This is a genomic window from Flavobacterium acetivorans (assembly GCF_020911885.1).
Classification (GTDB): Bacteria; Bacteroidota; Bacteroidia; order Flavobacteriales; family Flavobacteriaceae; genus Flavobacterium; species Flavobacterium acetivorans.
On record NZ_CP087132.1, the window covers coordinates 1,392,307 to 1,405,697 of the forward strand.

Annotated in this window: 9 protein-coding genes and 1 tRNA gene; 8 read left to right on the forward strand and 2 right to left on the reverse strand. The window is 35.7% G+C overall.

The genetic code is table 11. The annotated features are described in order from the left end of the window. Window positions 1-219: 219 nt before the first annotated feature. A tRNA-Gln gene (locus LNP19_RS06140) sits at window positions 220-290 on the forward strand. A gap of 70 nt (window positions 291-360) precedes the next feature. On the opposite strand, the gene LNP19_RS06145 is transcribed toward LNP19_RS06140, so the two are convergent. Further along, window positions 361-1,185 (reverse strand): universal stress protein, encoded by an 825-nt coding sequence (locus LNP19_RS06145; RefSeq protein ID WP_230063906.1) that lies wholly within the window; start codon window positions 1,183-1,185, stop codon window positions 361-363. A 174-nt stretch (window positions 1,186-1,359) separates the two neighbouring features. Between LNP19_RS06145 and rimP the strand changes: the two genes are divergently transcribed. The 3 genes from rimP to infB all read left to right on the forward strand — a co-directional run bounded on the left by rimP (window position 1,360) and on the right by infB (window position 6,083). Then, complete coding sequence (gene rimP / locus LNP19_RS06150; RefSeq protein ID WP_230063907.1) at window positions 1,360-1,824, forward strand: ribosome assembly cofactor RimP; 465 nt, start codon at window positions 1,360-1,362, stop codon at window positions 1,822-1,824. Window positions 1,825-1,837: 13 nt separating this feature from the next. Beyond that, on the forward strand, window positions 1,838-3,091 hold the full coding sequence (nusA, locus tag LNP19_RS06155; protein WP_072942264.1) for a transcription termination factor NusA: 1,254 nt from the start codon (window positions 1,838-1,840) through the stop codon (window positions 3,089-3,091). Window positions 3,092-3,203: 112 nt separating this feature from the next. Continuing rightward, window positions 3,204-6,083, forward strand: coding sequence for a translation initiation factor IF-2 (infB, locus tag LNP19_RS06160; RefSeq protein ID WP_230063908.1), 2,880 nt, complete (start codon window positions 3,204-3,206; stop codon window positions 6,081-6,083). Window positions 6,084-6,369: 286 nt separating this feature from the next. On the opposite strand, the gene LNP19_RS06165 is transcribed toward infB, so the two are convergent. Continuing rightward, complete coding sequence (locus tag LNP19_RS06165; protein ID WP_230063909.1) at window positions 6,370-6,759, reverse strand: SPOR domain-containing protein; 390 nt, start codon at window positions 6,757-6,759, stop codon at window positions 6,370-6,372. Window positions 6,760-6,977: 218 nt separating this feature from the next. On the opposite strand from LNP19_RS06165, the gene LNP19_RS06170 reads away from it, so the two are divergent. From LNP19_RS06170 to LNP19_RS06185, 4 genes are all read left to right on the forward strand, one after another. Beyond that, entirely contained in the window at window positions 6,978-8,297 is a 1,320-nt protein-coding gene (locus LNP19_RS06170) for a cytochrome c3 family protein (protein WP_230063910.1), read from the forward strand. 86 nt (window positions 8,298-8,383) lie between these two features. After that, window positions 8,384-11,434, forward strand: coding sequence for a TAT-variant-translocated molybdopterin oxidoreductase (locus LNP19_RS06175; protein WP_230063911.1), 3,051 nt, complete (start codon window positions 8,384-8,386; stop codon window positions 11,432-11,434). Window positions 11,435-11,463: 29 nt separating this feature from the next. Further along, window positions 11,464-12,867, forward strand: coding sequence for an NrfD/PsrC family molybdoenzyme membrane anchor subunit (nrfD, locus tag LNP19_RS06180; RefSeq protein ID WP_230063912.1), 1,404 nt, complete (start codon window positions 11,464-11,466; stop codon window positions 12,865-12,867). Beyond that, window positions 12,860-13,387: a DUF3341 domain-containing protein gene (locus tag LNP19_RS06185; protein ID WP_072942279.1), complete on the forward strand. Its 528-nt coding sequence runs from the start codon at window positions 12,860-12,862 to the stop codon at window positions 13,385-13,387. The genes nrfD and LNP19_RS06185 overlap by 8 nt, the downstream gene beginning before the upstream one ends. Window positions 13,388-13,391: the final 4 nt, after the last annotated feature.

The following is a 13,391-nucleotide window of genomic DNA, read 5'->3' on the forward strand; positions in this document are numbered from 1 at the left end:
TTTTTTTGTTTAAAGCTCGAGGTATTAACAAAATTTTTGTAAATCTGGTTCGTAATGTTAATTATTTGGTTGTCAGTAGATTTTGTAAAACAATTTTGAAGATTGGAATTTTTTTGAATTTTTTTTTAATAAAAATGTTCTAAAAGTTTGCGCAAACTAAAATTTGTATTAAATTTGCACTCGCTAAGCAGAATAATAGCTTGCTAAGCGAAAGGATATTGGTCTATGGTGTAATGGTAACACAACTGTTTTTGGTGCAGTCTTTCAAGGTTCGAGTCCTTGTAGACCAACAGAAAAGCCTCTCAAATTTGAGAGGTTTTTTTTATGGACTAAAGTTTAGGTTCTGATTGTAGCTTGTTTTTATATTTTGAAAGTAATAACAGGTTTAGCGGCGTGATTTACTAAGTCTTCGCTTATGCTTCCTGTGAAAAAATGTGCCATTCCTGTTCTACCGTGTGTGCATAGTCCGATTAAGTCAGCATTTATTTTATTAGAGAAGTTGATGATCCCTTTTTCTATATTGGTGTCGTTGTAGATATGAGTGGCGTAGTTTTTAAGGTCAAAAGCTGTGGTGAAATCACTTATTATTTGTTCAGAAAGCGCTGTTGTTTTGAAACTGTTGGGTGTGCAAATCATTGTAAGATGTAGTTTTGCATCAAACAGTTTAGCGAATTCAAGCATTTTTTTAAACGGTTTTTTTATTTCTTCTGAAAAATCGGAGGCGAATACAAAATTTTCGACTTTTAATTCGCTTGTGTTTTTTTTAATTACCAGTACTGGTGTGTCCGAAAGGCGTACCACTTTTTCGGTATTGGATCCTATGAGAATTTCTTCAATTCCGGAAATTCCATGTGAACCCATAACGATTAAATCAATTTCGTTTTTTGTGCTAAAGGATAGTATTCCTTCGTGTGCTCTTTCAAAGCTTATTTGTTCGGTGATTTGAATGTCTTTTAGGTATTCTTTTTCCTTACTCTTTTGGAGTGTTTCTTTTGCTTTTTGAATGAATAGCATTGTTTCTGGTATGCCGGTGGCGCCAGTGATGGCGTCGTTCATTTGACTGGGGACTTCAATCATGTGGAGAAGGAATATCTCCGAATTACTTTTTTTTGCAATTTGGGCGGCTATTTTCAAAGCGCTTTCGGCATGGGAAGAAAAGTCAGTTGGAACAAGAATTCGTTTCATAGTTTTGGTGGTTAAAGTATGGGAAAAATCTTTATTTTTTGTTTGAATAAAGATAAGAAATATTTTTAACATCAATCAATTATTTAGGTTTATAAAAAAAACACTATATTTGCACCGTTATTTATTAAAATCTAGATAATGAGGGGACTAAATGTCCCCTCTTTTTATAAAATTATGGTATTTAAAGAAAAAGTAAATAAATTGTTGTCGGAAGCGCTATCTGAAAGGCCGTCGCTTTTTTTGATTGACCTAACTATTACAGATGCTTTTAAGGTTATTGTGACTTTAGATGATGACAATGGTGTGGTTTTACAGGATTGTATTGATGTTAGTCGTGCAATAGAGAGTAATTTAGATCGAGAAGAGCAGGATTTTTCTCTAGAAGTGGCTTCAGTGGGAGTGGGATCGCCGTTGAAAATTGTTCGTCAGTATAAGAAAAATATTGGTAGAACGTTGATTGTGACTACAAAAACTGAAAAAATTGAAGCTGAATTGGTTGATGCTAACGAAGATTTCATAATTTTGTCTTGGAAGGCGAGAGAACCTAAAAAAGTAGGAAAAGGAAAAGAAACAGTACAAAAAGAGCAACAGATACCTTATACAGAGATTAAAGAGGCAATTGTTACAGTAACATTTTAATTAAAGAATTCGCATGGAAAATTTAGCATTAATCGATTCATTCTCGGAGTTTAAAGATGATAAACTTATTGATCGTGTAACGCTTATGGCAATTTTAGAAGATGTATTTAGAAATGCATTGAAGAAAAAATACGGTTCGGATGATAACTTCGATATCATCATCAATCCTGATAAAGGGGATATGGAGATATGGAGAAGAAGGGTAATCGTTGCTGACGAAGATTTGGATTTTGAAAATGAAGAGATTACTTTAACTGAGGCTAGAAAAATTGAAGCGGATTTTGAAATTGGCGAAGAGGTTTCTGAAGAGGTGAAATTGATTGACTTAGGAAGAAGAGCTATTTTGGCTTTGCGTCAAAACTTGATTTCTAAAATTCATGAGCACGACAATACCAATCTTTATAAACAATTTAAAGATTTAATTGGAGAGATTTATACTGCCGAAGTACACCATGTACGTCCAAGAGTTGTAATTTTGGTGGATGATGAAGGGAACGAAATCGTATTGCCAAAAGAAAAGCAAATTCCATCTGACTTTTTCCGTAAAGGAGATAATGTCCGTGGAATTATTGAAAGCGTTGAATTGAAAGGAAATAAACCTCAAATTATTATGTCTAGAACTTCGGAGAAGTTTTTAGAGAAATTGTTTGAACAAGAAATTCCTGAAGTATTTGACGGTTTAATCATGGTGAAAAAAGTAGTAAGAATTCCAGGTGAAAAAGCAAAAGTAGCTGTAGATTCTTATGATGATCGTATTGATCCAGTGGGAGCTTGTGTGGGAATGAAAGGATCTCGTATTCATGGTATTGTACGTGAACTAGGAAATGAAAATATTGATGTTATTAACTATACTAATAATATACAGTTGTTTATTACAAGAGCATTAAGCCCTGCAAAAGTTTCTTCAATTAAAATTAATGAAGAAACAAAAAGAGCAGAAGTGTTTTTGAAATTGGAAGAGGTTTCTAAAGCAATCGGTAGAGGTGGTCATAATATTAAATTGGCTGGTTTATTAACAGGTTATGAGTTAGATGTCATCCGTGAGGGTGATGTAGCTGGTGCTACTGCTGATGAAGACGATGTTGAATTAACAGAGTTTTCAGATGAAATCGAAGACTGGGTTATTGAAGAATTTGCAAAAATTGGTTTGGATACGGCAAAAAGTATCTTGAAGCAAGATGTAGAAGACTTAGTAAGAAGAACAGACCTAGAAGAGGAAACGATTCTAGATGTAATGAAAATATTGAAAGAAGAATTTGATAGTTAGTCAAGGGATCTTCAACGATAAACGTGCCATTTTGCAATGAATTCTAATTCGATAGGTATCGATTTGGGAGCAAAGTGAGGAATAACAAAAAAGGTAATAATAAAAAGGTTTTATGTCTGAAGAGAGAATTATTAGAATAAACAAAGTTTTAAGGGAATTGAATATTTCTTTAGAAAGAGCTGTGGACTATCTGAAAGATAAGGGAATTGCTATTGAAGCAAATCCAAACACAAAAATTTCTGATGATGTATACAATGTCTTGTGCGGTCAGTTTGCAGGTGACAGAGGGAAAAAAGAGGCTTCAAAAGAAGTAGGCGAAGAGAAGAGAAAAGAAAAAGAAGCTTTGCGTGTTGAGAGAGAGAAAGAGATTGAGGATAAACGCAAGCTGGATGAAGAGCGACTAAAACAGCAACAAGAAGTTATAAAAGCAAAAGCGGTTGTAACGGGTCCTGTTCAAGTGGGGAAAATTGATCTTAATCTAAAAAAAGCAGTTGTTACACCAGCTCCGAAAGTAGTCGCTGAAAATATTGAAGTTCCAAAAACTGAGATTGTCGCTGAAAAACCGGCTCAAAAAGAACAAGCTGCTCCTGAAAAACCTGTTTCAGACGTAAAAGAGATAAAACCTGTTGTTGAGATAAAAGAGCCTGTAAAAGAGGTTCAGAAAGAGGTTGTTGCTAAAGAACCAAAAGTAGTTGTTCCGGAAACAAAAGCAGTTCCAAAAACGGATGAAGCTCCAGTTGAAGAAGCAATTGCTACTCAATATCAAAAATTATCAGGTGCTAAATTGACAGGGCAAACTATTGATTTGTCTCAGTTTAACAAGCCAAAAAAGAAGAAAGAAGAGCCTAAAATTACTCCAAACAAACCGGGTGCGCCTGGTGCTGCTGGAGCTGCAAATAAGAACAAGCGTAAAAGGATTGCTCCTAAACCGGGCACAACACCTAGACCTCCTGGGGTTCCTGGAGTACCAAATCCTAATAAGATTACGCCAAATACTGGTGGTGGCGGTTTTAATGCTAACAGAAGTTCTAGACCTGGTTTCGTAAAAGGAAACAGACCTGCAATTGTAGCTAAAGTAGAGCCTACAGAAGAAGAAGTTAAAAATCAAATTCGTGAGACTTTAGAGAAGCTTCAAGGTAAAAAAGGAGGAAAATCTAAAGCGGCAAAATACAGAAGAGATAAAAGAGATACACACCGTCAGAAATCGGATGAAGAGCAAAGAGCGATAGAAGAAGGAAGTAAAACTATTAAGGTTACTGAGTTCGTTACTGTTGGTGAAATTGCTATAATGATGGATGTACCAATTACAAAAGTAATTGGAACATGTATGTCTCTTGGAATTATGGTTACCCAAAATCAGCGTCTTGATGCGGAAACATTAACGATTGTAGCGGATGAATTTGGTTACGAAGTTGAGTTTATTACTGTTGATATTGAAGAAGCAATTCAGGTAGTTGAAGATAAAGAAGAAGACTTGGTTTTTAGAGCGCCTATTGTTACTGTAATGGGTCACGTGGATCACGGTAAAACATCTTTACTGGATTATATTCGTAAAGAAAATGTTATTGCAGGTGAGTCGGGTGGAATTACGCAACACATCGGTGCTTATGGAGTAACTTTGGATAATGGACAAAAAATAGCATTCCTTGATACACCAGGTCACGAGGCGTTTACCGCGATGCGTGCACGTGGTGCTCAAGTTACAGATATTGCAATTATTGTAATTGCTGCGGATGATGATATCATGCCGCAAACTAAAGAAGCAATCAGTCATGCGCAAGCTGCTGGAGTTCCTATTATATTTGCAATCAATAAAGTGGATAAGCCAAATGCTAATCCAGAAAAAATTAAAGAGAAATTAGCAGGTATGAATTTACTTGTTGAGGACTGGGGAGGAAAATACCAATCACAAGATATCTCTGCAAAAATAGGAACAGGTGTTAAGGAATTATTAGAAAAAGTGTTGTTAGAAGCTGAAGTGTTAGACTTAAAAGCGAATCCTAATAAAGCGGCTCAAGGTACTGTTGTTGAGGCCTTTTTGGATAAAGGAAAAGGATATGTTTCGACTATCTTGGTGCAACATGGTACGCTTAAAGTGGGTGATTATATGTTAGCTGGTAAGCATCATGGTAAGGTTAAAGCCATGCATGATGAAAGAGGAAATATTGTTACTCAGGCAGGGCCTTCGACTCCAGTTTCTGTTTTAGGTTTGGATGGAGCAGCAACTGCTGGAGATAAGTTCAATATTTTTGAAGACGAAAAAGAAGCAAAACAAATTGCTGCTAAACGTTCTCAATTAATGCGTGAGCAATCGGTACGTACGCAAAGACATATCACATTGGATGAAATTGGACGTAGAATTGCATTGGGTCAATTTAAAGAATTGAATGTAATTCTTAAAGGAGACGTTGATGGTTCTGTAGAAGCCTTATCTGATTCGTTCTCTAAATTGTCGACTGAAGAGATTCAAATTAATATTATTCATAAAGGGGTTGGGGCAATTACCGAGACAGATGTTATGTTGGCCTCTGCTTCTGATGCAATTATTATCGGATTTAATGTTCGTCCTGCTGGAAATGCAAGACAACTTGCCGATAAAGAAGAGATCGATATCCGTTACTACTCAATTATCTACGCAGCAATTGATGACTTGAAAGATGCGATGGAAGGAATGCTTGCTCCTGAGATGAAAGAGGAAGTTCTTGGAACTGCCGAAATCAGAGAGATATTTAAAATCTCTAAAGTGGGTTCAATTGCAGGATGTATGGTTATGGACGGTAAAATTGCCAGAAATGCTAAGATTAGAATTATCAGAGATGGTGTTGTAGTTCATGAAGGTGAGTTATTGGCTCTGAAACGTTTCAAAGACGATGTGAAAGAAGTTGCAAAAGGATACGATTGCGGTATTCAAATTAAAAACTTCAACGATATCGAAGAAAGAGATGTTATTGAAGCTTATCATGAAGTGGCTATCAAGAAAAAATTGAAATAAAATTTCGATATATTAAATTAAAAAATCCCGATTCGTCGGGATTTTTTTTGTCGTATTTGCTATTATAGATACGATATTTATAGGTTTAAATTGTCGTTTTTTTTGAGATGAATAAAGAAAAAGATGTTTTAGTGGTATGTCGATGAAAATAGAAACAATCGTAGTTGTTATTGTGTTTTTAAATAGATGTTTGAATTGTTGATTTAAGCTTGAGGCTAAGTTGTATTAAACGAAGAAACCATTCAGCTAGCTGAATGGTTTCTTCGTTTAATAGTTGGCTAAAACCTTATTTTTGAGGTTTGATTAAAAACGCATTTAGATATTTTTTCTTTACGTCAATCAAGTGACGTTCGGCTTCTATTTTAGTTTTAAAATTTCCAATCCAAACTTTATAGTTTGGTGTGTTGAAAACGATAGTTCCATCAAGATTTTGGAAGTCTTGTTGGCATTCTTTAAGCTTTTTTTTAGCTGTTTCACTGTTCCCGCTAAATATTTGAATCTTATAAGATTCATTTACAGAGTTCGAAGCATTGATTTTTCGCTTTTCATTTAGTAATTGTTCAAACTTAGCATCTTGTTTTATGTTAATATTTCGGTCTTGAGCCATGATGTAGCTCGATGAAATACAAAGTGTAAATGAATAAAAAAATAGTTTTCCAAGTCTTAAAATTCTCATAACGTGATTGTTTTTGTGCAAAAATAGTATTTAATGTATAAATAGTATTCAGATTTATTATTTAGAATAAGTATAAATTGGAATTAAGGCTATTTTAAGGTTTTGAGAATAGTTCTTAAGTCGTATTTTTGTCGAAGTTTATAATAAAGGAACCGTATTTTATGTATTTCATTATAGAAAATATTGTGCCAATTTTTATTAGATAATCATTATATAATATGAAAAAGGTGGGTAACCATAATTCGATCTCGAGGAAATTGTTTTTTAGCTTAGCTTTATCGCTGGCTTTTTCCTTAACTTCATTTGCTCAAGATGCTGCGCCAGCGGCCGCAACAGAAGTTCCAGTAGCTACTCAAGGGGGTGACCCGATAAAGGGTAAAGAGCTTTTTAATTCTAATTGTGCAGCTTGTCATAAACTTGACGGTAAATCTACGGGTCCTGCCCTTAGAGGTATTATTGCAAAGCATGATATGCAATGGCTTTACAAGTGGATTCGTAATAGTGCTGATTTGATTAAATCAGGTGATGCAGCTGCTGTAAAAGTATTTGAAGAGAATAATAAAGTTGCGATGACTGCTTTTCCTCAGTTGTCAGACGGTGATATTGATAATATTATAGCTTATACTTCAGAAGTTAAGGCTGAAGCTCCGGCTCCATTGCCTGGTGCTGCTGCTGGTACAGCTAGTCAGGAAAGTGGTTTGTCTAATAATTTAATTTTAGGCGCTCTTGCACTTGTAATGCTAATGTTGGTTGTGATGTTGTTCTTGGTGAGCAATGTTTTGACTAAAGTGGCAAAAGCTAATGGTATAGAGGTGTCTCCAAATGAGCCAAGACAATCAATTTGGAAAGCATTTGTTAGAAATCAATTTTTAGTATTGGTTGCTTCAGTGTTTTTGTTATTGGCAAGTGGTTATTTTGTGTATGGTTATTTGATGCAAGTGGGTGTGGATCAGGATTATGCTCCTATTCAGCCAATACATTTTTCTCATAAGATTCACGCAGGTGATAATGAAATTAATTGTAAGTATTGCCATTCTGCAGCTAGAGTTAGTAAAAATGCCGGTATTCCTTCTTTAAATGTTTGTATGAACTGTCATAAGAATATTGCTGAAGTAGCTGAAACTACTGCTACTCCGGAATACAGTAAAGCTTTTTATGATGAGCAAATTCAGAAGTTGTATACCGCGGTGGGTTGGGATAAATCAACTCAAGCTTACACTGGAAAAACGGAGCCTGTGAAATGGGTTCGTATTCATAATTTACCTGATTTTGTTTATTTTAATCACTCTCAACACGTAACAGTTGCTGGTCTTGAATGTCAGACTTGTCACGGGCCGGTTGAAACATACGAAGTGCAAAAACAATTTGCTCCTTTAACAATGGGTTGGTGTATTGATTGTCATAGAAAAACGGATGTTAAAATGGAAGGTAATGAGTATTACGCTAAGATTCATGCTGAACTTTCAAAAAAATACGGTGTAGAGAAATTGACTGCAGCGCAAATGGGAGGTTTAGAATGTGGTAAGTGTCATTACTAAGATTTACTTAGTCGGTTAATTATGACTGATTTCTTAAATTGCAATTGAACAAATAAAAATAATTAAGATTCTAATATTTATATACAATGTCATCAAACAAAAAATACTGGAAAAGTGTTGAGGAGCTAGAAAATGGTTCTATTGTTGAGGCGCTTAGAAATAACGAATTTGTTGAGGCAATTCCTACTGATGAGTTTTTAGGAAATAATGACGCTATGTCATCGTCTTCAACATCACGTCGTGATTTTTTAAAGTACGTTGGTTTTAGTACTGCTGCAGCTACGCTTGTAGCGTGCGAAGGGCCGGTGCACAAGTCGATTCCTTATGTATTACAACCAGAACAAATCATTCCTGGGGTTGCAGATTATTATGCGACTTCTGTTTTTGATGGTTTTGATTTTGCAAATCTACTTGTTAAAACACGTGAGGGGCGTCCTATTAAAGTAGATAATAACACTATTTCTGGAGCAAAGTTTACTGCAAATGCTAGGGTTCATGCTTCAATATTGTCATTGTATGACAATATGCGTTTGAAGGAGCCTAAAATTGAGGGTAAATCTGCGACTTGGGCTGCTGTAGATACAAAAATTAAGGCTAGTCTTGCAGATGCTAAAGCTAAAGGAGGTCAAGTAGTATTGTTAACCAATACTTTGGCGAGTCCATCGACTGAAAAATTAATAGGTGAATTTATTGCAAGTAATCCAACTGCTAAGCATGTGGTTTATGATGCGGTTTCTTCGTCAGAAGCTTTAGATGCTTTCGAAACGGTTTACGGTGAAAGAGCTTTAGTGGATTATGATTTTTCAAAAGCTTCACTTATAGTTTCTGTAGGTGCAGATTTCTTGGGAGATTGGCAAGGTGGAGGATATGATACATCTTATGCACAAGGTAGGATTCCGAAAAACGGAAAAATGTCGCGTCATTTTCAGTTAGAAGCAAATATGACTTTGTCTGGTGCTGCTGCTGATAAGCGTTTGCCTATGTCTGTTGCGAATCAAAAACAAGCGTTAGTACATATTTATAATATTGTTACTGGTTCTTCTGTTGCTGTGAGTTTAGATGCTAAGTTTAAATCAGAAGTTACAAAGGCAGGTCAACAATTAAAAGCTGCTGGTTCTAAAGGGGTTTTGGTTTCTGGGATTCAGGATAAAAATGCTCAATTATTAGTTTTAGCAATCAATCAAGTTTTGGCTAGTGAGGCTTTTGTGACCTCAGGTACTAGACAAATACGTAAAGGATCTAATGAGAAAGTAGCTCAATTATTGAAAGACATGAATGCGGGTAGTGTTCATACTTTGATAATGAGTGGTGTTAATCCTGTTTATACTTTAGCGGATTCAGCGTCATTTGTGGGTGGACTTAAAAAAGTTCAAACATCAGTGGCTTTTTCGATAAAAGAAGATGAAACAGCTTTGGTTAGTACTGTTGCAGCTGCGGTTCCTCATTATTTAGAATCTTGGGGGGATTTAAGCCTAACTAAAGGTACTTACAGTTTGACTCAACCAGTAATTCGTCCGTTGTTTGATACAAAACAATTTCAAGATGTTTTGATGTCTTTGAATGGTTTGACTGGAACTTTTTACGATTATGTTAAAGCAAATTCGGCTTCGTTTATTTCAGGTAGTACTTGGAACAGCGTTTTACATGATGGTGTTTTTGTAGGAGCTTCTTCTGCATTGTCAGGTTCTGCAGATTATGCAGCTGCTGCTGCTGAATTGGCGAAATCAAAAGCTTCTAGTGATTTTGAATTAGTATTGTATACTAAAACAGGAATGGGAGATGGTCAGCAAGCTAATAACCCTTGGTTGCAAGAATTTCCGGATCCTATCACAAGAGTTTCATGGGATAACTATGTTACTGTTTCTAATGAAGATGCTAAGAAATTGGGTCTTTCTAATGAAATTGTTGCTAATGGTGGTTTAGACGGAAGTTATGCTACAATTGCTATGGCAGGTGGAGTAAAACTTGAAAGTGTACCTGTAATTGTTCAGCCAGGTCAAGCGGTTGGTACTATTGGATTGGCATTAGGTTATGGTCGCAAAGCGGCTTTAAAAGAAGAAATGCAAGTAGGTGTAAATGCTTACTCTTTATATAAAGGTTTTAATGATGTACAATCAGTTACATTGGTAAAAGCTGACGGTGTACACGAATTTGCTTGTGTTCAAGGTCAAAAGACATTGATGGGTAGAGGAGATATTATCAAAGAAACATCTTTGGAAATCTTTAATACTAAGGATGCTAAAATTTGGAACAAAGTGCCAATGGTGTCTTTAAATCATCAAGAGGTTGAGGCTACAACAGTAGATTTATGGGATTCATTTGATCGTTCTGTTGGTCATCACTTTAATCTATCGATAGATTTGAATGCTTGTACTGGCTGTGGTGCTTGTGTTATCGCTTGTCATGCTGAAAATAATGTTCCTGTAGTAGGTAAATCAGAGGTAAGAAGAAGTCGTGATATGCACTGGTTGCGTATCGACAGATACTACTCTTCTGAAAGTACTTTTGAAGGGGATAATGAAAGAAAAGAAAATATTGCTGGTTTGTCAAGTTCTTTGTCTACATTTAATGAAATGGAGAAAGCAGGAGATAATCCTCAAGTTTCTTTCCAGCCTGTAATGTGTCAGCATTGTAATCACGCACCTTGTGAAACTGTTTGTCCGGTTGCGGCAACTTCTCATGGTCGTCAAGGTCAAAATCAGATGGCTTATAACAGATGTGTGGGTACTCGTTACTGTGCAAACAACTGTCCTTATAAAGTACGTCGTTTTAACTGGTTCTTGTATAACAAAAACAGTGAATTTGATTATCATATGAATGATGATTTAGGGCGTATGGTATTGAATCCTGATGTGAATGTTCGTTCTCGTGGTGTAATGGAGAAATGTTCTATGTGTATTCAAATGACACAAGCAACTATCTTGAAAGCAAAAAGAGAAGGAAGAGCTATTGTTGATGGGGAATTCCAAACGGCTTGTTCAAATGCTTGTTCTACTGGGGCAATGGTTTTTGGAGATGTTAATGATACTGAAAGTCAAGTTGCTAAATTAGCTGCAGATGATAGGATGTATCACTTGTTAGAGCATGTAGGAACAAAACCAAATGTGATTTATCACGTTAAAGTTAGAAACACTTAGAAATAAATTAAAAATCAATATAAAGGAATATGTCTCATATATACGACTCTAGTATTAGAAAGCCTTTAGTTATAGGTGATAGATCATATCACGACGTAACAGTAGATGTCGCTGCGCCTGTTGAAGGAAAAGCCAACAAACATTGGTGGATTGTATTTACAATCGCATTAATTGCCTTCCTTTGGGGGTTGGGTTGCATCATCTACACCGTATCTACAGGTATAGGAACTTGGGGATTAAATAAAACTGTTGGATGGGCCTGGGATATCACGAACTTCGTTTGGTGGGTTGGTATTGGTCACGCAGGAACTTTAATTTCTGCTGTATTATTATTGTTTCGTCAAAGATGGAGAATGGCGATTAACCGTTCTGCGGAAGCAATGACAATTTTCTCAGTTATCCAAGCTGGTTTGTTTCCAATTATTCACATGGGACGTCCTTGGTTAGCTTATTGGGTATTGCCTATTCCAAATCAATTTGGATCTTTATGGGTAAACTTTAACTCTCCATTGCTTTGGGACGTATTCGCGATCTCTACTTACCTATCAGTATCATTAGTTTTCTGGTGGACTGGTTTGTTACCTGACTTTGCAATGCTTAGAGATAGAGCTATAACCCCTTTTAATAAAAGAGTATATTCTATATTGAGTTTTGGATGGAGCGGTAGAGCTAAAGATTGGCAACGTTTTGAAGAGGTTTCTTTGGTTCTTGCAGGTTTGGCTACTCCACTTGTACTTTCGGTACATACTATTGTATCGATGGACTTTGCTACTTCGGTAATTCCGGGATGGCATACTACAATTTTCCCTCCTTATTTCGTGGCTGGTGCGGTTTTCTCAGGATTTGCGATGGTAAATACCTTGCTTATTGTTATGAGAAAAGTGTCTAACCTTGAGGCTTATATTACAATACAGCATATCGAATTGATGAATATCGTAATTATGATTACGGGTTCGATAGTTGGGGTTGCTTATATTACTGAGTTATTTATTGCTTGGTATTCTGGAGTAGAGTATGAGCAGTATGCTTTCTTGAATAGAGCAACAGGACCTTACTGGTGGGCTTACTGGTCAATGATGACTTGTAATGTGTTTTCTCCTCAGTTCATGTGGTTTAAGAAATTAAGAACAAGTATTATGTTTTCTTTTATCATTTCTATTGTTGTAAACATAGGAATGTGGTTTGAGAGATTTGTAATTATTGTTACATCTTTGCATAGAGATTATTTACCGTCTTCTTGGACAATGTTCTCTCCTACTTTTGTTGATATTGGAATTTTCATTGGAACAATTGGTTTCTTCTTTGTATTATTTTTACTTTATTCTAGAACATTCCCAGTGATTGCTCAGGCAGAGGTAAAAACAATATTGAAAGCAACTGGAGATAATTACATTAGAGAAAGAGAAGTAAAAAAAGATTCACACCATGAGTAGTAATAAAGTTATTTACGCCATTTATAATGACGATGATATATTGATGGATGCGGTTAAAAAAACCAGAGCAGCTCATCATCATATTGAGGAAGTTTTTTCACCATTCCCAGTGCACGGTCTAGATAAGGCTATGGGATTAGCACCTACAAGATTAGCGATTTGTGCTTTTCTGTATGGATGTGTGGGTATCACTGTTGCAACGGCAATGATGAATTATATTATGATTCAAGATTGGCCTCAGGATATCGGTGGGAAGCCTAGTTTTAGTTATATTCAAAATATGCCTGCTTTTGTGCCTATTATGTTTGAAATGACAGTTTTCTTTGCAGCACATTTAATGGTTATTACTTTCTATATGAGAAGTAAATTGTGGCCTTTTAAACAGGCTGAAAATCCTGATGTTAGAACTACAGATGATCACTTCTTGATGGAAGTTTCCATTAATGATAATGAAGAGGAATTAGTTTCTTTTTTCAAAAATACAGGAGCTGTAGAAGTTAAAGTAATAGAAAAGAATTAATTTA